Annotated in this window: 21 protein-coding genes; 12 read left to right on the forward strand and 9 right to left on the reverse strand. The window is 61.1% G+C overall.

The window, feature by feature from the left end; translation table 11 throughout:
* The first annotated feature begins 75 nt into the window (after positions 1 to 75).
* From EV281_RS22655 to EV281_RS22690, 8 genes are all read left to right on the forward strand, one after another.
* A complete protein-coding gene (locus tag EV281_RS22655) occupies positions 76 to 1,101 on the forward strand; it encodes an ABC transporter permease (protein WP_132656495.1) in 1,026 nt (341 codons plus the stop codon).
* A gap of 31 nt (positions 1,102 to 1,132) precedes the next feature.
* Positions 1,133 to 2,143, forward strand: a complete 1,011-nt coding sequence (locus tag EV281_RS22660; RefSeq protein ID WP_132656497.1) for a substrate-binding domain-containing protein — start codon at positions 1,133 to 1,135, stop codon at positions 2,141 to 2,143.
* A gap of 99 nt (positions 2,144 to 2,242) precedes the next feature.
* On the forward strand, positions 2,243 to 3,796 hold the full coding sequence (locus EV281_RS22665) for a sugar ABC transporter ATP-binding protein (RefSeq protein WP_132656499.1): 1,554 nt from the start codon (positions 2,243 to 2,245) through the stop codon (positions 3,794 to 3,796).
* Entirely contained in the window at positions 3,793 to 4,827 is a 1,035-nt protein-coding gene (locus EV281_RS22670; protein WP_132656501.1) for an ABC transporter permease, read from the forward strand. The genes EV281_RS22665 and EV281_RS22670 overlap by 4 nt, the downstream gene beginning before the upstream one ends.
* Before the next feature lie 22 nt (positions 4,828 to 4,849).
* The gene (locus tag EV281_RS22675) at positions 4,850 to 5,851 is read left to right on the forward strand and encodes a dihydroxyacetone kinase subunit DhaK (protein ID WP_132656503.1); all 1,002 of its coding nucleotides are present in this window, start codon (positions 4,850 to 4,852) and stop codon (positions 5,849 to 5,851) included.
* Between the two features lie 8 nt (positions 5,852 to 5,859).
* Positions 5,860 to 6,498, forward strand: coding sequence for a dihydroxyacetone kinase subunit L (locus EV281_RS22680; protein WP_132656505.1), 639 nt, complete (start codon positions 5,860 to 5,862; stop codon positions 6,496 to 6,498).
* A gap of 95 nt (positions 6,499 to 6,593) precedes the next feature.
* Complete coding sequence (locus EV281_RS22685; RefSeq protein WP_132656507.1) at positions 6,594 to 7,256, forward strand: aspartate/glutamate racemase family protein; 663 nt, start codon at positions 6,594 to 6,596, stop codon at positions 7,254 to 7,256.
* A 46-nt stretch (positions 7,257 to 7,302) separates the two neighbouring features.
* Entirely contained in the window at positions 7,303 to 8,364 is a 1,062-nt protein-coding gene (locus EV281_RS22690; protein WP_132656509.1) for an aldo/keto reductase, read from the forward strand.
* Between the two features lie 79 nt (positions 8,365 to 8,443).
* Here the strand turns inward: EV281_RS22690 and EV281_RS22695 are convergent, their stop codons facing one another.
* Complete coding sequence (locus tag EV281_RS22695) at positions 8,444 to 8,749, reverse strand: hypothetical protein (protein WP_132656511.1); 306 nt, start codon at positions 8,747 to 8,749, stop codon at positions 8,444 to 8,446.
* Positions 8,750 to 9,083: 334 nt separating this feature from the next.
* Here EV281_RS22695 and EV281_RS22700 point away from each other — a divergent pair, with 334 nt between their 5' ends.
* A complete protein-coding gene (locus EV281_RS22700; RefSeq protein ID WP_132656837.1) occupies positions 9,084 to 10,001 on the forward strand; it encodes a sterol desaturase family protein in 918 nt (305 codons plus the stop codon).
* A gap of 87 nt (positions 10,002 to 10,088) precedes the next feature.
* Positions 10,089 to 11,129, forward strand: a complete 1,041-nt coding sequence (locus tag EV281_RS22705; protein WP_132656513.1) for a substrate-binding domain-containing protein — start codon at positions 10,089 to 10,091, stop codon at positions 11,127 to 11,129.
* A 22-nt stretch (positions 11,130 to 11,151) separates the two neighbouring features.
* Here EV281_RS22705 and EV281_RS22710 read toward each other — a convergent pair whose 3' ends face one another.
* The 5 genes from EV281_RS22710 to EV281_RS22730 are packed head-to-tail and all read right to left on the reverse strand — an operon-like array spanning position 11,152 to position 16,194.
* Complete coding sequence (locus EV281_RS22710; protein WP_132656515.1) at positions 11,152 to 12,417, reverse strand: ABC transporter substrate-binding protein; 1,266 nt, start codon at positions 12,415 to 12,417, stop codon at positions 11,152 to 11,154.
* A 25-nt stretch (positions 12,418 to 12,442) separates the two neighbouring features.
* Positions 12,443 to 13,282, reverse strand: coding sequence for a carbohydrate ABC transporter permease (locus EV281_RS22715; protein WP_132656517.1), 840 nt, complete (start codon positions 13,280 to 13,282; stop codon positions 12,443 to 12,445).
* Positions 13,279 to 14,205: a sugar ABC transporter permease gene (locus EV281_RS22720; protein WP_132656519.1), complete on the reverse strand. Its 927-nt coding sequence runs from the start codon at positions 14,203 to 14,205 to the stop codon at positions 13,279 to 13,281. The genes EV281_RS22715 and EV281_RS22720 overlap by 4 nt, the downstream gene beginning before the upstream one ends.
* Entirely contained in the window at positions 14,198 to 15,361 is a 1,164-nt protein-coding gene (locus EV281_RS22725) for an ABC transporter ATP-binding protein (RefSeq protein WP_132656521.1), read from the reverse strand. The genes EV281_RS22720 and EV281_RS22725 overlap by 8 nt, the downstream gene beginning before the upstream one ends.
* Positions 15,358 to 16,194, reverse strand: a complete 837-nt coding sequence (locus EV281_RS22730; protein WP_132656523.1) for a metallophosphoesterase — start codon at positions 16,192 to 16,194, stop codon at positions 15,358 to 15,360. The genes EV281_RS22725 and EV281_RS22730 overlap by 4 nt, the downstream gene beginning before the upstream one ends.
* 489 nt (positions 16,195 to 16,683) lie before the next feature.
* On the opposite strand from EV281_RS22730, the gene EV281_RS22735 reads away from it, so the two are divergent.
* Positions 16,684 to 18,021, forward strand: a complete 1,338-nt coding sequence (locus EV281_RS22735; RefSeq protein ID WP_132656525.1) for an epoxide hydrolase family protein — start codon at positions 16,684 to 16,686, stop codon at positions 18,019 to 18,021.
* 142 nt (positions 18,022 to 18,163) lie between these two features.
* On the opposite strand, the gene EV281_RS22740 is transcribed toward EV281_RS22735, so the two are convergent.
* Both EV281_RS22740 and EV281_RS22745 read right to left on the reverse strand, forming a co-directional pair.
* Positions 18,164 to 18,595, reverse strand: coding sequence for a PIN domain-containing protein (locus EV281_RS22740; RefSeq protein WP_132656527.1), 432 nt, complete (start codon positions 18,593 to 18,595; stop codon positions 18,164 to 18,166).
* Positions 18,592 to 18,894, reverse strand: a complete 303-nt coding sequence (locus tag EV281_RS22745) for a hypothetical protein (protein ID WP_132656529.1) — start codon at positions 18,892 to 18,894, stop codon at positions 18,592 to 18,594. The genes EV281_RS22740 and EV281_RS22745 overlap by 4 nt, the downstream gene beginning before the upstream one ends.
* Positions 18,895 to 19,133: 239 nt before the next feature.
* Between EV281_RS22745 and EV281_RS22750 the strand changes: the two genes are divergently transcribed.
* On the forward strand, positions 19,134 to 19,868 hold the full coding sequence (locus EV281_RS22750) for a hypothetical protein (protein WP_132656530.1): 735 nt from the start codon (positions 19,134 to 19,136) through the stop codon (positions 19,866 to 19,868).
* A gap of 199 nt (positions 19,869 to 20,067) precedes the next feature.
* Here the strand turns inward: EV281_RS22750 and EV281_RS22755 are convergent, their stop codons facing one another.
* The gene (locus EV281_RS22755) at positions 20,068 to 22,374 is read right to left on the reverse strand and encodes an EAL domain-containing protein (protein ID WP_132656531.1); all 2,307 of its coding nucleotides are present in this window, start codon (positions 22,372 to 22,374) and stop codon (positions 20,068 to 20,070) included.
* Positions 22,375 to 22,540 lie beyond the last annotated feature (166 nt).

The raw sequence follows: 22,540 nt of genomic DNA on the forward strand, positions 1-22,540 counted from the left end.
CTTGACACGGGAAAAGCTTCGTTCAATCATTTAGTGAATAGGCGTTATGTTTACTAAACGTGGTAGGAGGAGACCATGCGGAGGACTGGAGCCCAGCTGACGATGCTGCTCGTTATCAACGCGGCACTGCTCATTGCTGGCGCGGTGATCTCGGGGGGCTCTTTCCTCTCGCTGTTCAACATTCAATCGATGGCGAGCCAGTTGCCGGAGATCGGTCTCCTGGCGATCGGCGTCATGCTGGCGATGTGCGCCGGCAACGGTGGCATCGACCTCTCCGGCATTGCGCTCGCCAACCTCTCGGGCGTTGTTTCGGCGGTGATCGTCTCATCGGTGATTTCAAGCACGGACAATCAGGCAGCTTACAGCCTCGCCTTCATCCTGGTCGCGCTACTTGCCGGCCTTGCCGGCGGCCTCGTCAACGGGCTCTTCATATCAAAGCTCAACATCACGCCCATCCTGTGCACGCTTGGCACGCAGATGGCGTTTACCGGTCTTGCCGTCGTGGTGTCGGGCGGCAAGGCTGTGACCGTCGGCAGTCCGGACCTCCTGTCGAGCCTCGGCAACGATATGATCGCGGGTGTTCCGATCAGCTTCGTGATCTTCATTCTCGTGGCCGGGCTCATTGCAGCCGCCCTGAAATTCACGCCTTATGGACTTTGGCTGATGTTGCTCGGCACCAACCAAAAGGCTGCCGTTTACGCGGGTTTTCCGAAGACCGGCGTGTTGATCGCCACTTATGCAGTGAGCGGCACATTGTCAGGTCTTGCGGGCGTCATCATTGCCGCGCGCAACGTCAATGTGAAGTTCGACTATGGAAGCTCCTATCTGCTGATCGCCATCCTGATTGCGGTGATGGCCGGCGTGCGGCCGGAAGGCGGTTATGGGCGCGTCGTCTGCGTCGTCCTCAGCGCCATTGCGCTGCAGTTGATGTCGAGCCTGCTGAACTTCGGTGGCCTGTCCAACTTCGTGCGTGACCTCGCCTGGGGCGCGCTGCTCTTGGCCTTTCTTGCCGTCGGTCGCTACGACCTGACAGGCTTCATCGCCCCCAGGCGGCGGGCGTCCAGCAATTCGGGTGCCACTCCCTCGAGCACCGGAAGATGAGGATTGAGGGAATAATACTGAGGAGGAAAACATGACAAACAACGTGAAGAAGCTTCTTGCCGGTTCGGCGATTGCAGCATCCCTGGTGGGCGTTTTCGCCGGCACGTTGGCGGCGCAAGACAAGCCGGTCATCGCGACCGTCGTCAAGATCAGCGGCATCCCGTGGTTCGATCGCATGAACACCGGTGTCGAAGCGTTCCAGAAGGCGAATGCCGATGTGGTCGCGACCCAGAGCGGTCCGGCAACGGCCGATGCTGCTCAGCAGCTCCAGATCATCCAGGACCTTATCGCGAAGGGCGTCAATGCACTCGCCGTCGTGCCGATGGACCCTGCCGTGCTTGAAGGAACATTAAAGCGCGCGATCGATCGCGGTATCGTCGTGGTCACCCACGAAGCCGATAACCAGTCGAATACCAATGTCGATGTCGAAGCCTTCGACAATGCCGATTACGGCAAAGCTCTCAACGCGCGCCTGGCACAATGCATGGGCAACAAGGGCAAATGGACGACTTTCGTCGGCTCGCTCGGCAGCCGCACGCATATGCAATGGGTCGGTGCCGGCGAAGAAAACGCCAAGCAATATCCTGAGATGCAGCTCGTCGATCCGAACAACGAGTCTTTCGACGATGCGAATGCCACATATGAGAAGGCCAAGGAAATCCTGCGCAAGCACCCCGACATCAAGGGCTTCCAGACCTCTGCCGGCAACGACGTGCTCGGTGTCGGTCGCGCAATCGACGAAGCGGGCCTCAGCGGCAAGGTGTGCCTTGTCGGCACCGGTCTGCCGAACCCGTCTGCCGATCTCCTGGAATCCGGCGCCATTACGGCAATCGGCTTCTGGGATCCGCAGAAGGCCGGCATGGCGATGAACGCGATCGCCAAGCTGCTTCTTGAAAAGAAGGAAGTCACCGACGGCATGGATCTTGGCGTCGAGGGCTATTCCAAGGTGTCGGTCAAGAAGGGTCCGGGAACAGGACTACTCGTGGTCGGTAACGGCATGGTTCTGGCTGACAAGGCCAACTACAAGGAACACCTCTTCTAGACATTCTCCCAGGACCGGCCGGAACAGCACCGCGTGGGGCTGTTCCGGCCGCGACTGCCGTGCGTTTGCGCACGATGATGTTGGAAGGATGCAGACGAGATGACGGACGAATTGACTACTGGCGGCGCCGGCCGCCGATTTCTGGAGCTGCGCAACATCCATAAGCGGTTTGGTGGCGTGCACGCGCTTCGTGGCATCGACCTGGCGCTTGATTTGGGTGAGGCCTATCATCTGCTCGGCGAGAATGGTTGCGGCAAGAGTACCGTGATCAAGATCATGTCCGGGGCACATCCGCCAAGTGAGGGCGAGATCGTGCTCGACGGCAAGATCCTTACGTCGCTCTCACCAATCCAGTCGCTCGCTGCCGGCATCGAGACGGTCTATCAGGACCTGTCGCTGATTCCGAACCTCACGGTGGCCGAGAACGTTGCGCTGAACGAGCAGCTTGTCAGTGCTTGCGGCAGGCTTGCCAGACTGTTCGACAGAACCCGGCTGCGTGAGACAGCCGAAAAGGCGCTGGCGACCGTCGGTCTTCCGACCGACCGCGCCTTCCTGAACACCATCGTGTCCGATCTGCCGCTCGCCGCTCGCCAGCTCGTGGCAATCGCGCGCGCCATCGCAACGCGCGCCAAGCTCGTCATCATGGACGAACCGACGACCTCGCTGACCCGGCGCGAAGTCGACAATCTGATCCGCGTTGTCGAACGGCTGCGCTCGGAGAATGTCGCCGTGCTCTTCGTCACCCACAAGCTCGACGAATGTTACCGCATCGGCGGCCAGGCGATCGTCTTTCGCGACGGCCAATGCGTCGCTCAGGGCCCGATTGCGACATATAGCAAGAAGCAACTCGCCGAACTGATGACCGGCCGCTCGATCGACGCGCAGCGCTATCGCACGGCAAATCCGGTAGAAGATGAACTCTTCAAGCTCGATCGTCTTGCGGCCCCCGGTCTTCATGGCGTCAGCCTTACGCTTCGCAGGGGCGAGATCCTCGGCATTACGGGTCTTGCCGATTCTGGCCGTAACCAACTCGCCATGGCCATCACAGGCGTGCAGCCGGCGACCTCCGGCACAATGACGCTTGCCGGCAAGCAATTGACGGTCCGCCGTCCGGCCGATGCGATCGCACAGGGGATCGGCTACGTCCCTGAAGACCGGCTGGCCGAAGGCCTCTTCCTCAACAAGTCGATCCTGGAAAACGAGATCGCCCTGGTTGTTGCCAAGCTCAGCAACGCTTTCGGCATTGTCGACAAGCACGAAGGTCGCCGCCTGGCCGCGAAACTGTCTGACGACATGCGCCTTAATACGAGGGATCTCGACCTCCCGGTCGGGGCGTTATCGGGCGGCAACCAGCAGCGCGTGCTGATCGGCCGCTGGCTTTCCATTGCCCCGAAGCTTCTGGTGCTGCACGGCCCGACCGTGGGTGTCGATGTCGGCTCTAAGGACACGATCTACCGCGCCATTCAGCAATTGGCTGAAGCCGGCATGGGGCTGATCATCGTCAGCGACGATCTGCCGGAACTCCTGCAGAATGCCGACCGCATCCAGGTGATGAACGGCGGCCGCATCGTGGCCACCTTCGACGCCGCATCCGCGAGCGAAGACGACCTCTACAGGGCCATGCTGGCATCCAATCCGGAGACCGTTCAATGACTGCATCACGCACCGAAGCACTGCAGGAGAGCCCGGCGCATAGCCGCTCCCTCGGCCTTGGCGGATTGATCCGGCGACGGCCGGAAACCATCACCTTCATATTGCTGGTGGCAATCTGCATCACTGTCGCAGTGATCAATCCCGCCTTCTTGCAGCCATCGACGCTGATCGACATCGGCCGTGCAAGTGTCGTCATGGGTCTTTTTGCACTCGGCGTCTTCATCATCCTGGCTGCCGGCGGCATCGATGTGTCCTTCACCGCCATTGCCGCCTTCACGATGTATTCGATGACGGTTCTCGTCCAAAGCCATCTGCCGGGCATCCCGATCGCGCTCGTGCTCTTGATGTCGATCGCAGGTGGAGCACTGCTCGGAATCGTCAACGGTCTGCTCGTCCATCACCTTGCCGTGCCGTCGCTGATCGTGACGATCGGCACGCAATATCTCTTCCGCGGTATCCTGCTCTCCTTCATCGGCACGGTCTGGATCATGTCGCTGCCGCCGCAGATGGGAGCCTTCGGGCGACTGCCACTTTTCCAGTTCGAGGCAGCCAATGGTGCGACGATCACCTTGCCGGCCTACTTCCTGGTCCTGCCCGTCGCCGCCATCCTGACCTGGTTCATTCTGAACCGGACGTTGATGGGGCGCGCCATTTTCGCCGTCGGCGGTAACGCCGATATCGCCAGCCGCCTCGGCTATGATCTCAAGACGATCCACATCTTCCTGTTCGGCTATGCCGGTGCGCTCGCAGGCCTTGCCGGCATCATCCATGTTTGCGCCAATCGCCAGGCCAATCCCTTCGATCTCGTCGGCACCGAGATCAACGTCATCGCGGCCGTCGTGCTCGGCGGCGCGAAGATCACCGGCGGAACCGGCACAGTGCTTGGCACCATTCTCGGTGTTCTGCTCGTCGTCGTCATCAACAGCGTGCTGGTCATGGTCGGCATTCCGAGCACATGGCAGCGCCTCGTCGTCGGCGTCTTCATCCTGCTTGCTGCCGCCTTCTTCGTAACCCGACAGAAAAACCGATAGAACCAGATCCCGAGAGGAACCCATGAAAAAATTCCTGAACGAGCCAGTCACTTTCGTCGATGAGATGCTGGAAGGGATCTATGCAGCCCATCCGCAGGTCACCTATGTCGCAGACGACAAGAGATGTCTCGTTACATCAAGACTAAAGCCGGGCAAGGTCGGTATCGCCACCGGCGGCGGATCCGGCCACCTTCCGCTGTTTCTCGGCTATGTCGGCGACGGCATGCTGGACGGGGCTGCCGTCGGCGGTGTCTTCCAGTCACCGAGCGCCGAGCAGATGCTGCAGGTCACCAAGGCGATCGACCAGGGTGCGGGCGTTCTCTACATCTACGGCAACTACAGCGGTGATATCATCAATTTCGACATGGCTGCCGAACTCGCCGATCTCGAGGATATCAAGGTCCGCCAGGTCGTCGGCAATGACGACGTGGCTTCGTCTATCGTGGGCGAGGAGCAAAAGCGGCGCGGTGTCGCCGGCATCTTCTTCATCTACAAGGCCGCCGGTGCTGCGGCTGCCAAGGGCCTGTCCCTCGACGAAGTGTCGCGGATCGCCGACAAGGCGCGGCTTCACACCCGGACCATGGGTGTCGCGCTTTCGAGCTGCGTGGTGCCCGAGATCGGCCATGCGACCTTCTCGATCGGCGAGGACGAGATGGAAATCGGCATGGGCATCCATGGCGAGCCGGGCATCAGCCGCAAAAAGCTCGCCTCGGCCGATGCCGTGATCGATGAAATGATGGAGCGCATCTTCGCCGAGCAGGACTATAAGAGAGGCGACAAAGTCGCTGTCCTGGTCAACGGCCTCGGCGGCACGCCGATGGAGGAACTCTATATCCTCTTCCGCCGGGTCTCCCAGCTTCTTGGCGAACGCGGCGTTACCGCCAAACATGTATTCGTCGGCGAATTCGCGACCTCGATGGAAATGGCAGGCGCGTCCGTCTCGATCCTTCATCTCGATGACGAACTCGACCCTCTGATCGGCGCGCCGGCCAATACGCCCTTCTTCAAGCACTATTCCGCATGAGGTGCACCATGGATGCCATCAAGCCCGCCGACCTGATCCGCCTGTTCGAGACGTGGAAGGGTCTCTTTGTAGAGCAGCGTGACTATCTCATTTCGCTCGACGGCAAAGTCGGCGACAGCGATCTCGGGATCACCATGAGCAAGGCCTTCAGCGCTGCTGCCGATACTGTCGCATCCGAGGGCGAGGCGGCCGGCATCGCCAAGCTCTTGCGCAGTGCCGGCGCGATCATGGCAAGGACCGCCCCGTCGACAATGGGGACGCTGACCGCGACGGGTTTCCTGCGGGGAGCCAAGGCGGTTGAGGCGGCCGACAGGTTGGGAACAGTCGAGCTTGCAGCCTTCTGGCGTGCGTTTCGCGATGGCGTGGCGGAGCGGGGTAAGGCGAAGGTGGGTGACAAGACGATTCTCGATGTCCTCGATCCGATCGCGACCACGCTTGAGGCAGAAGCAGCAGCAGGGACATCGCTGAACCAGGCGCTGACATCCGCAAAGGCTGCAGCCGAGGCCGCCCTCGAAGGCACTAAGGCGATGGTTGCTCAGCATGGCAAGGCAGCAGCTTTCCAGCAAAAGACGGTCGGGCTGCAGGACGCGGGTGCCACGGTCGGCTTCTTGCTGATCGAATCGATGGCTGAATTCGCCTCGGCCTAAACCGGCTTGCTGCAGGAGCCGCTCGGGATCCGGGTGGCTCGTCATCCGAAGTTGCCGGTCATCGGCAAGCATGTACAACTATCGTGGAGAAAGTGATGCCGGCCCTGGCGCTGATACATACGGTCGTTTCGCTGCCGGCTGTTTTTCAGCCGCTCGTGGCCGCCGCCCTTCCCACGTGGTCGTCATTCAACATCGTCGACGAAAGCCTGTTGCAGAACACGCTGCGAGAAGGCGCATTGTCACAGCAGACCAGGCAGCGCCTGGCGAATTACATTTTCTCGGCGGCCGCAGCCGGCGCGGATGCCGTTGTCGTGACCTGTTCGACGCTCGGTAATGCGGTCGACGATATCGTGAGCCTGTCATCTGTTCCGCTGTTTCGCATCGATCAGGGCATGGCCAACGAGGCGGTGACGATCGCCAACCGGATTGGCGTCCTTGCGACATTGCCGACGACCCTCGAGCCGACCGGAACGGCAATCCGGAATGCTGCGGCTGCGGCCGGCAGGGATTGCACGCTCACCGAAGTCCTTTGCGACGGCGCCTTCGCGCGGCTTTCAAGCGGCGATCGTGCCGCCCACGATCGCATGGTGGTGGAAGGCTTCAACCAGCTTGCACGCGAGGTTGATATCATCGTCCTTGCGCAGGCATCGATGACCCAGTCGCTGGTCTCGCTTGCCTCCCCGCCAGTGCCCTTTCTGACCAGCCCGCAGCTCGGCATCGCCCATGTGGCACGGGAACTCGCATCTCATTCCAGCTGACCGGCAGACGAGCGACAATCGCGCAAAGGACTTTCGGAGGATCGTTATGCAGTACAGGACACTTGGCCATTCGGGATTGAAGGTCTCGGCGATCAGCATGGGCACCTTCTCGTTCGGCGGCGAAGGTGATTTCGCCATGGTCGCCCGACAGGGTGTGAAGGAAGCGCAGCATCTCGTCGATGCCTGTATCAATGGCGGCGTCAATCTCTTCGACACGTCCAACATGTATTCGCTTGGGCGATCGGAAGAGATCCTCGGCGAAGTCCTGGATGGGCGACGCGACAAGGTGCTGATTTCGTCCAAAGCGCGCATGCGCATCGGCGACGGACCGAATGATGAGGGCGTGTCACGCTATCACCTGATCCGCGAATGCGAACGCAGCCTCAAGAGACTGCGCACCGATCACATCGATATTTATTTCATGCATGAATGGGATGGGCTGACGCCCGTCGAAGAGATGCTGTCGGCCCTCGATACGCTCGTGCGCCAGGGCAAGGTCCGCTATATCGGCTGCTCGAACTATTCGGGCTGGCACATCATGAAGGCTCTGCATGTCGCGGAGATCAAGAATTATCCGCGGTTCGTCACCCAGCAGATCCATTATACGCTGGAGGCCCGCGAGGCCGAATACGAGCTTTTACCGATCTCCGTCGACCAGGGATTGGGGGTGATGGTCTGGAGCCCGCTCGCCGCCGGCCTTCTTTCCGGGGCCTTCGGTCGAGACAGGTCGCCCGAAACCTCCCGCCAGTCGGCCGGTTGGAGCGAGCCGCCAATCCGCGACCAAGAGCGGCTCTGGAACATCATCGATGTGTTGGACGCGATCGCAAGCGAGCGCGGGATCACGGCGGCGCAGGTCGCCTTAGCGTGGACGCTTTCGCGTCCGGCTATCGCCTCCCTCGTTGTCGGCGGACTTTCCGAAAAGCATTTCAAGGACAATATCGCAGCCGCCGAGGTGAGCCTGGAGGAAAACGAGCTCAAGCGGCTCAATGAGGTCAGCCGTCTGCCTTATGTCTATCCCTATTGGCACCAGCACAATTTCGCCAAAGAGCGGTTCTGCCAGGCCGATTGGGCCCTGCATGCCGACTACGAAGATCTTGGCAAGGTATAGTCAAGTCAAGATCATCTTATCCGCGGACGCCTTGTCTGTCAGCCGCACTAGGATCGGCGTTATACGAGGGAGCGGGTACTCAAATCCCTGACCCGTCGAGCTGCTGATCGTCGTCGCCTTCCCAGGGCGAGGGCATCGAGGCGCGATTGAGATTGGCCGAGGGCATCGGCATCCAGCACTTCAGTTCCGGCTCGGCATATTCGATGATGTGCCCGGGCGAGGAATCGGAGGCACGCCAGCCTTCTCCACCGAACTGATCGCCATTCGACCAATATGCGAGGTCGACTTCTGCCGGCCCCTGTTCGGACGCGCGAATCGTCACCAGGATCCGGCTGCCGTCTTTCGGTGCGCTGGCCATGTGGCGCCAGCCGTCTCGCTCGTCCATCGTTTTCCTCCTGCCCTGCCGCAGATTGCAACTGTCGCCTCACCATCGAAAGCGGTCAACTCAAACTTTGCAGAGCCATCCTCGATCAGGGCTTTACGGCACGAACCGAAATCGACAACTGCACGCAATGCCCTTGCAATCCTCCATCCACAGCCTAGCCACATCGTTCCGCGACGCAAGCGATTGCCGACCGTCCTGATCAATGGCATGACTGGCGCAAACACCGGGCCGAAGGCATCACCGGATCGTTCCGCGCGCGACGGCTAGGGGGCGATTCGGCAAGAATGGGCGATTGGCTTGAAGCCCGGAGAGCTCCTGAGGGGACATGACATTGATGCCGAAAGCCGCCGCAGCCAATAAACGTGCTCTTGCGTACCTGTCTTGGCCATTGGTGTTTTTCTTCGGCTTGGCAGGCGCCCATTTCGCCTTCTCCGGCCATTATCCGTTGGTCGCATTCGGCGCCGTCTATGTGGGCGCGGTGGCTCTGCTCTTTCTGCTCGAGCGCATCATTCCCTATGAAGAGCGCTGGCTCGAGCCGGATGGCGAGACGGCGAATGATATTGCCCATACGGTTTTGACCAAGGGGCTGGTCGAGCTTGCAGCGCTCGCGGGCGTCATGTTTCCAATGGTCGCCGCCCGCCTGCTGCAGCCGATCGCGGCGATGCAGTTCAGCCTCTGGCCGTCACATTGGCCGATGTTTTTCCAGGCTTCTCTCGCTGTCATCATAGCCGAGTTCGGCCTCTACTGGGCACATCGCATCGCCCATGAGCGCTTGTATTTCTGGCGCTTTCATGCCCTGCATCACAGCGTCACCCGCCTCTGGGTCATCAATACAGGGCGCTTCCATGTCATCGATTCCCTCTTCAAGGTGGCGCTGAGCCAGATCCCGCTCTATCTGCTCGGCGCGCCGCTGCAGGCCTTCTGGTGGCTCGGTGCGGTCACGGCCTTCATCGGCATCCTGACCCATTGCAATGTCGATATGCGCACGGGCCTTTTCGACCTCGTCTTCTCGACGCCCAGGCTTCACCGCTGGCACCATTCGAAGGATCTCCGCGAGGGCAACACGAATTACGGCGAGAACATCGTGCTCTTCGACCAGCTGTTCGGCACCTATTTCAATCCGGACCGGCCGTCGTCGACGGATATCGGCATCAAGGGCCAGATCGCTCCCGGCTTTCTCAGCCAATTGACGCAACCCTTCACGAAGGACGGCGTGCGTCAGATTCTCGGCCGTCAGGCCAAGCGCAGCTGACACTAGAACCCGTTCCCGGCCGTCATCTTTCTATGACACGCCGGCTGTAATAGCCTGCGAACTTCGACGGAAACGGACAGGACGCCGATGACGACGTTGAAACAGGTCGCGCTGAGAGCCGGATGTTCGATGGCAACGGCAAGCCGGGTGCTGAACCTCAGCGGTCCGGTCAGCCAGGCTGCCGCCCTTCGCGTGCGCCGTGCTGCGGCCGAGGTCGGCTATCGTGCGGCGGTGCCGTCGACGCGCAGCGGCCGCCGGCCGGTCATCGGTGTGCTGGTGCCGAGCGTTACCAATCCGGTCTTTGCCTCGTCGCTGTCGGGTATCCAGAACCGAATGCTGGTTGCCGGCCATAGCGTTCTGATCGCCCAGTCCAATTACGATCCAGACCAGGAAGCAGACGCCGTGGCCGGGCTTTTGAGCGAGCGGCCGACGGGACTGATCCTCACCGTCTGCGATGCCCTCACCAGCCCGGTTTTGGCACAGGAACTGCCGCCCACCGTGCTGCTCGGCAATCCGCCGTCTCCGCGGTTCCCGGCTGCCGTTACCGTCAACAACTACGCGGCAGGCTGCCATCTCACCGAATATCTCTTGTCGATGGGGCACCGGCGCATCCTTTACGTCTCCGGCAGCTTCAAGGCCTCGGATCGTGCGCTTCTGCGCTACCGCGGCTATCTGCAGACCATGGAGGCGGCCGGTGTCGCGCCGCTCGAAGCCGTAGAGGTCTCCTTCGTCAGCGGCTACGACCAGATGGATCTCGGCGAGGCGCTGCGCGCCTTTGCGCCGACCGCAATCATCGGCTCGAACGATCTGATCGCGCTCGGCGTCATTGGCGCTATCCACCGCGAGGGCCTGCGTGTGCCCGACGATGTCTCCGTTGCCGGTTTCGACGGCATCGCCATCGGCAAGCTCATCAATCCGACGCTGACATCGATCGAAATGCCCGACCTCAGCATGGGCGCGACAGCCGCTTCGCTGCTGCTGGATATCGTCGAAAACGACGCGCCGCTGCGGCATCTGGAATTGTCCCACGCGCTGCATGCGGGCGGCACGGTCCGCAACCTCGGAAAAGACGAAACCGCCGCACCCGAGGGATGCGGCGGTTCCGGATCGACGCCGCGGGCGGCCTAGCCTGCGACGTCAGTTTCTGCAATTAGCTGCGCGGCAGCATGCCTTCGACGTCGGAGGCTGCGTCGTCGAGGGCTTCCTTCGGCTCGGCCGAACCGTCGACGATGCGCGACAGGTTGTCGACGATCGTCTGGGTGACCTTGACGCCGTTGGTGCCCGGGAAGGCATACCACGGGATCATGCGCGGCATCTGGCTGAGGCCCGCCTGGAAGAGTGGGTTCTTCTTATAGAAGTCGCCGAGATATTCGGCCGACTTGGCGGCAAGTTCGTTGTTCGGAACGTAGCCGGTGCCGGGAACGACGACCGAGGCGCCATAGGGGCCGGCCGCGAACTTGGCGAACTTCCAGGCGGCTGCCTGCTTGTCTGCATCCTTGGTGAGGATGACGACGGCATTGCCGCCGGTCGGCAGATGGCCTTTGTCGGGATCGATCAGCGGGATTTGGGCGGTGCGCAGATCGAACTTGGTGCCGACATTCTTGATCGTGTTGACGAGTGCGCCGGTGGTCTGGAATTCGAAGCCGACTTTGCCGGCCGCGAAGGCCTGTTCACCGGCTGCCTTGGTGAAGACCGGCATGCCGCCTTCCTTGACGAAGCGGCTGATCAGTTCGACGGCTTTCTGGCCTTCAGGACCGTTGAAGGCGACCTTCTGCTCGTCGTCGCTCAGCATCTTCCCGCCGGCGCCGAAGAGGAGGGCGGAGAACATCCAGTCGTCACCCTGCCAGCGGAAGTCCATGCCGTCGACGCCGTTGCCGAGTGCCTTGATCTTGCCGGCGAGCGCGATCACTTGATCCCAGGTCTTCGGCGGGCTATCCGGATTGCCGCCGGCTGCCTTCACGAGATCGGCATTGTAGTACATGATCGGGTTGGAGGTCGCGAAAGCCAGGCCAACCTGCTTGCCGTTGACCTGCGCGAGCTTCAGGATCGTATCCGAGAAGCCCTGCTCGGCCATATTGCCTTCTTTCTGGACGAGCGGCGTCATGTCGATGGCGACATTGCGCTCGTTCAGCATGCGCAGGCGGTTCAGGCCGATGAAGGTGATGTCGGGCATTTCGGACGTGCCGGCCTGACGCAGGATCAGCTGGATGCCGTCTTCATAGGTTGCCGAGGGGGCGGCGAACTGGATCTTGATATCAGGGTTTTCTTCCATGAACTTCTTCGAGATCGTGTCCATCACGTCCTTGAAGAAACCCGGCATCGGGTAGTGGATCGTCAGCGTCGTTTCGGCATGGGCCGGCATTGCTGCCGCCACGGACAGAGCCGCTGCTGCGAGGAACTGGGTGAAATGCTTCATCGCTCGTTCTCCTGGGTTTAACCGGTCAGCCTTTGAGACCGGTCATGGTGATGCCCTCGACGAAGCGTTTCTGTGCGAGCAGGAAGGCCGCAACGAGGGGAATGGTAATGATGATGGTGGCGGCCATCAGCGCGCCGTAATCGTCGCCGGCTTCCGCGGCGCGGAAGTTCATGAGGCCGAGCGGCGGAGTGGCATAGCCTGGCTTCGAGATGACGATCAGCGGCCAATAGAGGTCGTTCCAGTGGGCGACGACCGAAAAGATCGCGAAGGCCGTTACTGCCGGCCAGGCATTCGGCACGATGACGCGCGAGACGATGCCGAGCTCCGACATGCCGTCGAGACGGGCGGCATGGATTAGATCGTCAGGCATGGCGCGGAAGAACTGCAGGAACAGGAAGATCGCGAATACCGAAATGGTGAAGGGGGCGACCAGCGCCGTATAGCCGTTGAGCAGCGACAGGCTGTCGAAGGCAACATAGAGCGGCAGCGCCGTCGCATGGATCGGCACCAGCAGGCAGAGCAGGACCAAAACCATCATCAGCCGGGCGGCGCGGAATCTCAGCTTCGCCATGGCGTAGGCGCAGGGGATTGCGACCAGCACCTGGAAGACGAAGATCAGCGTGCAGACCACAAGACCGTTCCAGAGCAATGTGCCCATCGCCACCTTGTCGAGCGCCTTGGCAAAATTCTGCACGTAGAAGAAATGCGTCGGGATCAGCGACAGCGCCGCCGTGAAGATATCGTCCTGCGACTTGCCCGCTGCCGAGATCATGAAAATGTAGGGCGCGAGGAAAATGACGGCGCCGACGATGAGCAGCGCCAGGCGGATAAGCCGGCCGAGGGTGAAGCGGGGGCTCGTCTTCATGAATAGTGCACCCGCCGGTCGAGGAAGCGGTATTGCAGGAACATCATGACGACGAGAATGGCGAGGAAGACCACCGTCATGGCGGAGGCATAGCCGACCTTCATGTAGACGAAACCCTCCTGATAGATGGTGAAGAGCAGGATTTCGGAGGCGTGATTAGGACCGCCATCGGTTAGCGTCTTCACAGTTTCGAAGGTCTTCACCGCATTGATGATGCTGATCGTGGTGACGAAGAGCGCCGTCGGCCCGAGCATCGGCCAGGTGACGAGGAAGAAGCGGTCGAGCGAGGATTTGGCACCGTCGATCTCGGCGGCGGCATAAAGCTCGCGCGGGATCGCCGTCAGGCCGGCGAGAAACAAGACCATGTTGAATCCCACCGTCTGCCACACGCCGATGATCGACAGGCTGTAAAGCGCAGCCGCCGAAGAGCCGAGCCAGTTTGGTTTCGGCAGGCCTGCGAGACCGAGCAGCGCATTGAGCGGGCCGATGGTCGGGTGAAAGAGATATTGCCAGACGGTCGCCATGGCGACGATCAACGAGACGGCGGGCAGGAAGTAGGCGGTGCGAAAGAAGCTCTTTCCCCAGCCCTCGCTCTCGATCAGCATGGCGACGCCGAGGCCGAGCAGGATCGAGACGGGTGCGACAATCGCCGTATAGACCGTCGTGTTCCATAGGGATTTGCGGAAGGTGCGGTCGGTGAAGAGCTCGACGTAGTTCTCGAAGCCGACGAAGCGGATCTTGCCGACGCCGAGTTCGAAATCGGTAAAGCCGAGAACGAGAACTGCGACGATCGGCAAGAGCACGAAGAGGATGATCAGGACGATCGCTGGCAGGGCCAGCAACCAAGCAGTTCGCGCCTCGCGGTGCTCATGCCGGACGGAGGAAGCGACCGGCCGAATCTCGCCTGCGGCGATACTAGCCATGGGCCTTCTCCCTGCTGGCGTTGGCCGCAACGGCTGCGGCAGGAAGCCGGCGTCCGTCCGCCGCAAAGACCATGGCCTTATCAGGGGCGAAGGAAAGCCCGACGGCCGTGCCGGCGGCAAGGCCCGCAGCTTCGGTTGGCGCGAGCTTGGCAAGCACGATCTCGCCAATTGCATTCAGCCGGCAGAACAGGATCACCTCGAAGCCGAGGAATTCCATGCGCTCGATACGGGCGGGCAGCGAGATCTCGCCGTCTGCGGCAAGCCGCATGAATTCCGGACGGATACCGATCGTCACGTCGGGGCCGGATGACGCCGGTTCGTCCAGTGCCAGCCTGATATTGCCAAAAGCGACCGCTCCATTCTCGACGCGTGCCGGCAGCAGATTGATGCGTGGCTGGCCGACGAAGCGGGCGACCTCGACATGGGCGGGATCGTCATAGATGACCTGGGGTGCTGCAAGCTGCAGCAGCTGGCCGCCGATCATCACGGCGACACGATCGGCCATGGAGAGCGCTTCGGCCTGATCGTGGGTGACGTAAACCGTCGGGACACCGGCGCGGCGATGTAATTCGACGATCTCGCCGCGGGCATGAACGCGCAGATTGGCGTCGAGGTTCGACAGCGGCTCGTCCATCAGGAAGACGCTCGGATGGCGCACCATGGCGCGGGCAAGTGCGACGCGCTGCCGCTGGCCGCCAGACATCTGGCCAGGCTTGCGATCCAAGAGATGGTCGATCTTCAGCGCCTTGGCCATTTCCTGCACATCGCGCGAAATCCCTGTCCGAATGGCGCGGTAGCCGGGCATGATCGGACCGAGGAAGGGCAGGCGCTGCGCACGGCTCAAGCGCCGCATGGCGAGCGGCACGGCGATATTCTGCCCTGCGGTCAGATGCGGATAGAGCGCGTAGGACTGGAAGACCATGGCGATGTTGCGGTCGGCGGCGGCCACATCGGACATTTCCCGTCCGCCAATGACGATCTCGCCGCTATCGGCATGGTCGAGGCCGGCAAGGATCCGCAAGAGCGTGCTCTTGCCACACCCCGAGGGACCGACCAGCGCGATGAATTCGCCCGGCTGAACGTCGAGGCTAATATTCTTGAGGATGGCACTGTCGCCATAGGATTTGCTGATGGCCGAAAGCGACAGCGCGCTCATTGCGCCGGCTCCTTCTGCACCTTGTGAGCCTCGTGCGGATAGACTTCGGCCACGACGTCATCGAGCACATGGGCCGTCATGCCGGGAACGACCACGATCTCGCTCGCAGCCTCGTCGCCGAGGTCGTGAAGCACAGCGCCGATCAGCTTTTCGCCCGACATTTCGCGCTCCATCGTACCGATGATGAAGGAAGCGGCCGGACCCCAGACGAGCGACGTGTCGTTGTAGCGTCCCTTCCAGGCCCAATGCAGGTGGCCGCTGGCATAAAGCGCGACATCATGGACGGCGATCAGATCGTAGAGGCGCCGGCGCTGGGCCGGGCGAATGCTCCAATAGCCGGTATCGCCTTCATCTGGCGTGTCGACGAAGAGCGGCTTGTGGGCAAACATTGCGACGCGCCGGCCGGCGCGCGTGACAAGCGCCTTTTCCAGCCAGTCGAATTGCTCTTCCTGCTCGTCGTTCTCCATGCCCATCAGCAGGCTGTCGAGGCCGATGAGGCGCCAGTTACCGGCATCTTCCAGCCAGTAGTCGGGCCCAACGATGCTGCGCCAGCGATTGAGCCTTGTTGCATCGACCGGCTGAAGCGAACCCGGCAGATGGCCGACATCGTGGTTGCCGGGAACGATCAGCATGGGGATCGAAACCTGTCGCATCAGCTCAATGCAGAAGGTCAGGTCTTCATCCTTGTCGGCACCATCGACGGCGAGATCGCCGGTATGGATGACGAGATCGGCGCCGGTGCCGTTGATCCATTCGGCGAGTGGCTGCCAATTGCCATTGAAATGCGGGATCGACGGGCTGAAATGCGTGTCGGTGATCTGGACGATTTTCATGCCGGCGCTCCACGGTAAGGCCCGCAGCACGTTTCCGCCGGCAGGCATTGTTCATGACGCGTCTTTAGAGCGCCCCGGTGTCAGGCCGGTTACAAGCCTTTCCATCCTTGTTCCAATTGTGTCGTGGAATTGTCATGGAGGGTCGTGGTCATGCCCGGCGGCTGACCGTCCGAGAAGGTCCGGTCGAAGCATGTCGGGAAGAGTTGGCCGCGGCCAATTCCTCCTGACCACCCGAGTCCTGTTTGCTCGACGATCGTGGAGGCATTTCAGCTTGCGGAAAAGAAAGTCTTCGCACAGCGGTTAGCATCGACAAGCAAGTTCTCGGAAGTGTGCTCGCGTTCTCGAACTTTCTGCGAGCTGCCGCCGGAATTCTTTCTACACTTTCATACAATTTCCCGCTGTTTTCGAAACATGCCGGATACGTGGATCCCTCAGTTTCCTCCCCGTCAACTCATGTCGCGGAAAGCGACGGAACAGAGGAAATGTCCCATGTCGAAGATCGAAAAGGCTCCTGCTCGTCGCGTTCTTGCCGAGCGAATGATCGCATTGGCGGTCGGCTCGATGATGCTTGCCCCGGCCATATACGTGCTGCCGGCCCATGCCGCCGATACCGGGGCCGGCCTTGCTTCGACCGGCACGAATACAGATGAAAGCATCCGTCCCTTCAATTTCCATGTGCCGCAGGAACAGCTCGACGATCTGCGCCGGCGCATTGCCGAGACGCGCTGGCCGGACAAGGAGACGGTCGACGACGATAGCCAGGGTATCCAGCTGTCGCGGGTTCAGGAGCTCGTTCGCTATTGGGGCACCGACTACGACTGGCGAAAGGCCGAAGCGCAGCTTAATGCGCTGCCGCAGTTCATCACCAAGATCGACGGGGTCGACATCGAGTTCATCCACGTCAAGTCCAAGAACCCCAATGCGTTGCCCTTGCTTCTGACCCACGGCTGGCCGGGATCGATGTTCGAGTTCGTCAAGGCGATCGGTCCTCTCACCGATCCGGTGTCCTATGGAGGTCGTCCGGAAGACGCTTTCGACGTCATCATTCCGTCGATTCCCGGCTACGGCTTCTCGGGAAAGCCCACGGAAAGAGGCTGGGGACCGGATCGGACGGCGCGCGCCTGGGACGTGCTGGTAAAGCGGCTCGGCTATACGCATTACGTTTCTCAGGGCGGTGATCATGGTTCGGTCATATCCGACGCGCTCGCCCGCCAGGCGCCGAAGGGCCTGCTTGCCATCCATCTCAACATGCCGGCGACCATCCCGGGCAATCTCGTCAAGGCGATCAACAGCGGCGATCCCGCTCCGGCGGAGCTTTCGGCGCCTGAGCGGGAGGCGTTCCAGTCGCTCAGCACCTTCTTCGGCCGCAATGCCGCCTATGGAGCTATGATGGTGACGCGGCCACAGACGATCGGTTTCCCGCTCTCCGATTCTCCATCGGGCCTCGCGGCATGGATCTACGAGAAGTTTGCACAGTGGAGCGACAGCGACGGCGTACCGGAACGTGTTCTTTCGAGGGACGAGATGCTGAACGACATCACGTTGTACTGGTTGACGAATACCGGCGCCTCGGCGTCCCGTTTCTATTGGGAAAACAACAACAATAATTTCAGCGCCGAGGCCCAGAAGACGCAGGACATCAAGATCCCCGTCGGCATCTCCGTCTTCCCGAAGGAAATATACAAGGCGCCCGAAAGCTGGAGCAGGCAGGCCTATCCGACCCTCTACTACTATCATCAGGTGGCAAAAGGCGGTCATTTCGCGGCCTGGGAACAGCCCCAGCTCTTCGCCGAGGAACTGCGGGCAGCGTTCAAATCCGTCCGCTGATGCGATCCAACAAGCGAGATGCGGCCTTACCTCGAGGGCCGCATCGTATCCCTGAGTTTAGGCTCATAGCCTGAGATGCGCAGTTAATGGAGCTTACGTGACGGGCAACTTCAGGATGGATGACCGCCGCGATATCGGCGGATCACCTCGAAATACCCACCGGATTGATGAAGTCGATACCAGCGAAATCCCGCTCATTATCAGTCACGACGATGCAGTCATTTGCGCCCGCCACTGCGGCGATGATCATGTCGAGGCCGCTGCGGGGCTTGCCGGCAGCCTTGCCTTCGGCCATCAGCCGCGCCCAAATCAAGCCCGCTTTGTCGTCGAAGGGCAAGATGCGGCCCGCAAAAAGCGCCGGTGGTCCCTCGGCGCCGGAGAACCAGGCATCAAGGGCGTCCCGCTTCTTGCCGCGAGGACTTTCCAGGATGCCGCGGCGGATCTCCGCAACCGTCAGCGAGGCGATGAACAAATCATCGTCACGCTGGGCTGTCCACCATGCCAGCAGCGATTCCGATGGTCGCAGTTTGATGACGTTGCTGATTATATTTGTGTCGAGAAGGTATCGGGTCACAGATCGACCTTGCGCCCTTCCTCACGCGGTCGTGACAGATCGAGATCGGCTCCGACAAGCGGCGATCGGCGCAAGGCAGACAGAATTCCACCCGATTTGGGGGGGGCGGCGCCGACCAGTGCCTTCAGGGCCGTACGCGCTTCCTCCGCCTCCGGCCCGTCTTCCGCCAGATGGCGGGCGAGGGAGCGGATCAACTCTCTGTCGGACTCCAAGGCAATCACCTCGAACCGCTTGAAGCCGCGTTGAGTGAGGCGTTTACGGTATTTGTCGATGGCTTTCTTCTGAGCGGCATTGGCCATGGCGTTCTCCATGCCTATATCTGGATATATAGCCAATCTCGATTGTTCGGACAAGAAGCCGCTGGCCTGATGGCCTCGTTCGCTGCCAGACGTCTCCCTCGGCAGGCGATCGCTGCGGTCGTGACGTGTCCGTCCACCAGCAGTCGTCACCGGCGCCACTCGGCCGGCCATATTTTACCGATTTAGTTCTCGCGTCCTTAAGAGCCATCTGGCAAGCTTCTCCCGACGATGGAGAAACCATGACGCGCAGACAGTTCGCAACATATAGCAGCGTGTTCACCGCCCTGTTGATCGCTTTCATAGGCGGTTTTCCGTTTCTCCTTTATGCCGGTTTGAAAACGACGGCCTGCGCGGCCGATACGTGTGGTGCGGCAGCGCTGGTGTTCGCCCTGTTTGGCCGCATCATCCTGGTGTTCGTCTATGCTATTGCGATGCTGACACTTGTCGCCAGGCGATGTGCGCGTGCGGGATTGGGCGTCTTGTGGACGCTTGCCTCTCTGCTGTGGCTGCTTGTAGCCCGTGATGTGCTTCTCGCAGGGTTCAATTTCTGGGCTGCCGGTTTTTCCCTTGGCATATTGTCCTTCAGGTTTCCCGTGACGCTGGTTTTCCTCTTCGCCTTCGTCATCTTCCTTTCCTTCTGGAAAGGAGAGGATGAGAACCGTGCCAGCGCGCTCACGCTCCCCTGGCGGATTGCCGGCATCAGCGCGTTTGTCTCGGCGATCATTTCCGCGGTCGTGTCCATCCCGCTGATCGCGTCGTTCGGCTGGATCGTGGGCCTGCCCTCGGGATCCGGCGTTGAACTGATGTTTTTGATGGATCGCGTTCTGAGCCTTAGGGTCGGCCAGCATTGGATCACATATACGAGCGAGCTATGGGTGCTTCTGGTCGTCTTCATCTGCGCGCTGGCATATCTGATCTTCGACCAGAGACGCGCAGACCGACGATCGATGCCGTCGCATCCGAAACCCGCATGACGGTGGGATGAGGCCTGAGTTCAGCCCGACGATTGCGTTTCGCGGCTTTTATCACCTGACGATGTGAGCTGCTCGCGATGCCGGGCAATGAAGGTGCGGGACGCCGGCGAGCCTTCGCCCTTGCGATAGACCATCGCCACATCCAAGCCGGCGCCTTATCTCGTGTGGCTGATCGGCAGGCGGCAGTGAGGGCAGATCGTCAGCCGCGGGCCTGGCTCACGGCTTCCGCCAAGCGCAACGACGACAGGAAGTCGGCAAGTGGCATGGGGCGGGAGAAGAGGAAACCCTGGAGGTCGTTGCAGCCAGCGGCGACGAGAAAATCTCTCTGCCCTTCGGTCTCGACGCCCTCGGCCGTCGTCGCCTTGCCGAGCGTGCGGCTGAGCCCCAATATGGCAGAGACGATTGCTGCGCCCTCGGCTTGCGTTCCAAGCAAGCGGACGAAGGACCGATCGATCTTGATCCGGTCGATATTGAGCTGAATGAGGTGGCTGAGTGACGAGAAGCCGGTGCCGAAATCATCGAGCGCGATCCGGATCCCCTGTGATCGAAGCTTGCCGAGTGTGGCCTGTGCGTTCTCATCGATGTCGAAGAGCGCAGCTTCCGTCAGCTCCAATTCCAGCCGCGATGGTTGCAGGCCGGTTTCCGCCAGAATGGAGAGCACATGCCGGTCGAAATCCCGATGCTTGATCTGCGAGGGCGAAACATTGACTGCGACCGACATGTGGGCCGGCCAGCGCACAGCTGCCCGCGCGGCGCTCCTGAGCACCCATTCGCCCAACTGGTCGATCATGCCGGCCTCCTCGGCAATCGGAATGAATTTGTTCGGCGATAGCAGTCCCCGGGTGGGGTGGCGCCATCGGACGAGGGCCTCGGCGCCAGAGAGGCCACCGCGCGCCTCGGCGCGATGGACGCCCTGAAAAAAGACCTCCAGATGGCCGAGATCATCCGGGCGCAAATTGCCTGCGGGGGCCGGAAGGCTTTCCGGGTCTTCCAGCACCAGGCGTAGATCGTTCTTGAGGCTTTCACGTGCCTCGACCCTGTGATCCATGGAAGGATCATAGGCGATCACGCGCCCGCGCCCGCTGGTCTTGGCTTCGTAGAGCGCGACGTCTGCGCGCCGCAAAATCTCGCTGATCGCCTGGGTCGCATCCTGAAAGACAGCAATGCCTATCGAACAGCCTATGCGGACGACAATGTCGCCTCCGCGAAGCTGGAATGGCCGGCTCAGGGCTTCGATAATTTCGTTGCATAGCGCGACGTGGCCGTCGTCACCCTTCCGGATATCCGGAAGGAGCAGGGCAAACTCATCGCCGCCGACGCGGGCAAGCGTGTCACCTGATTTGATCAGGGCATTCATTCTATCGACGACGCAGCGCAGAAGTTCGTCGCCGGCGGGATGCCCGTGGATGTCGTTCACCTCCTTGAACCTGTCGAGATCGACAAGCGCGAGGACTGCGCGTCTGTCAGCGGCTTTCATTGCCGCAAGACATTGTTCGAAACGCGCGGCAAAGAGCGCTCGGTTCGGAAGGCCCGTCAACACGTCATGAAGCGACAGATGGCGCGCGTGGTGTTCGCTGGCACTGAGGTCTCGAAGGCTGGCGCGCAAACGGCCCATCAAGGCGAAGAAGAGACCGGCGATGACGAGGCCGGCGATGGAAAGCACCGGAACAAGTCGGCCGATGACGCGTGAACCTGGCAGATCCGGCGTCCAGATGATGAAGCCGATGGGCTCGCCGGTTGCGGTCGCCGCTATCTGAAACGCTACCTCATTTTTCTCCTGGTCTGCAGTGCGGGCATAGCGAGCACCAGCCAGACCCTGTTCACGGCTCAACGTATCGAGCGTAACACCGTCGAGGAACCGCAAGGCCACGAGGTAGAGCCTGCCACCAGGATTGCCTTGCTGGGCGTCCCCGCCCGAAGAACCGGTAACTGAAACGACGCCGGCGACCGACGGGCGACCTTCAAGCCGCATCAGTTCCACCCGGCTGGGCTCCGGATCGGAACTCGGACCCTGCGGTGCACCATGCTGCTTTGCTTCCAGCTCCTGGATCATCGGCTGAAGCAGCGGCCGCACCCATTTGAAGCGACGCTTTGTTTCAGAATCGGACTGCAGGGCAAGTTCGCCCTCCGGCGTCACGAGGAAGGCTGCGTTGTAGCCGAACACGGTCGTGGCGATTTTTCCGAAAGTCGCAGCGGATCTTGCGCCTGCGCGTTCGCTCCTGCCGCCGGCCGCTGCCGAATCCCCCACGAGAAGGGAGGCATAGCCGGCACCCATCAACTGCATGTCCTGCGAGACACGCTCGAGCTGGTCGTGGAGACGGCCGTCAACGAGTTGCCGCTGGCGATCGAGGGCAGCCGCGTCGCTTTCCTCTCCGGCCCAGATGGCCGCCAAGAACACCAGCCCAAGAATTGCAAGGCCGCTGATGGCAAGCAGCACCAATATCGACCCGGACGAAGTCCAGGTCGCTCTATGAGCGGATAATCTAACAGACGGATCAGCAGGCACGCAGTCTTCTCCTGAGCACGCCGATACTGCTCCTGATTGTTTACAAAAAGCTTTTCAAGCAACCTCAAAATTGAGCCCGCGAAATCATCAGCTTTTTAATCGTTGTGTGATTGACTGCTCATCGTGCAACGCTTGCCAATGCAAGCTTGGCAATCGAGCTCTAGGT

Origin of the sequence: Rhizobium sp. BK418 (assembly GCF_004341105.1) — a bacterium.
Taxonomy (GTDB): domain Bacteria; phylum Pseudomonadota; class Alphaproteobacteria; order Rhizobiales; family Rhizobiaceae; genus Rhizobium.